Below are 1,270 nucleotides of genomic sequence, written 5' to 3' on the forward strand. Positions count from 1 at the left end.
CCCACCCCAACCCACACCAAAGCTGAATATCACTTTTCCGTCGGTGCACTGTCGGTTTTTCCGCAGTGTGCTCCGGACCGACCCTGGAGCTGCCATTCACGGGGCGTCATACCGTAGGCCGCGCGAAAGACCCGGCTGAAATGACTGGGACTCACAAAACCCCAGCGCTGGGCGACTGCCGCCACCCCCACCTCCCTGGCCATGGGCCGGAGGAGTTCCCGGCGGCACCGTTCAAGTCGCTGCGTCCGGATCCAGCCGCCCACGGTCGTGCCTTCAAGCTCAAACAGCTTGTGCAGGTAGCGGACCGACATGAAGTGCGCTTCGGCAATCCTGGACGGTGACAGGTCTGGATCACCGAGGTTGCGCATGACATGGTCCTTCACACGCTCGAGAGAGGCGGCGGCGACATGCGATCCCTCGGAAGTAGAGCGTCCACGGCGCTCGTCGATGAGCAGCACCATCAGATCGAGCGCGGTGGCGGCGACCCGGCGACCGACACTGTCGTCGAAACCCTCGGCTTCGCGCGCCATGCGCGCAAGAAAGGTCGCCACGAGTGCGGCGCTGCCCTCCTCGCTGGTGAAGGTGGTGGCAGTCAATGCCTGCAGATCCTCGTCCCGCACGTGAAGTTCTTCGCGAGGGAAATGGAAGGAGGTGAAAGCGAATTCTCCTTCGGTTTTGATCCTGAACAGGCGGGATGAGTCACTGATGGAGAATTCTCCCGGCCCTATCACGGATTCCCGCCCGTCCTGCTCCTTTGTCGCCGTGCCCTGCTGCTGGAGGCTGACGATCAGTGACTTCGGGTCGTCGCGGGAGATGTGGCGCTTGTTGCGCTTCACTACCTGTGGTCCCGCCTTGACGCGGGAGATGTGCAGGGTGCCGAGTTGGCTGCTGACGATCTTTCCGGGCGACGGCTCCTTCTCCAGCAGATTCACATCCATCGGCATAAAGGTTCCGGAAACCGCTTCATGCCAGCGCTCCGCCCGGTCAGCAGCTGACAGCGGTTCGGTGGAGAGAACAGTGGGCACAGACTTCCTCCTTGGACGTCATGGGCGCTCGATTGAAGATCCCCCGCGGACTTCTGCATTCCGCGGTTCTTGATCAGTCTGAGGAAACGACCACGTCGGCACATCGCGTGAATCGTCCATTTCCATGACACCGGCGTGGGATACGAAGCAACTACTCTCCGTTGTCGCGATGCTTCACCAGCCGGGTCAGCTCGGCGCGCGAGGTGACGTCCAGCTTGGTGAAGGCCCGGCGCAGGTGCGAGCTC

General features: G+C 62.3%; 1 protein-coding gene. It reads right to left on the minus strand.

Annotation, left to right across the window (positions count from 1 at the left end):
* Positions 1-29 precede the first annotated feature (29 nt).
* Positions 30-1,025 (minus strand): helix-turn-helix domain-containing protein, encoded by a 996-nt coding sequence (locus ACFYY1_RS43290; RefSeq protein ID WP_388595616.1) that lies wholly within the window; start codon positions 1,023-1,025, stop codon positions 30-32.
* Positions 1,026-1,270 lie beyond the last annotated feature (245 nt).

The sequence above is a fragment of the Streptomyces sp. NPDC001890 genome (assembly GCF_042891445.1).
GTDB lineage: Bacteria > Actinomycetota > Actinomycetes > Streptomycetales > Streptomycetaceae > Streptomyces.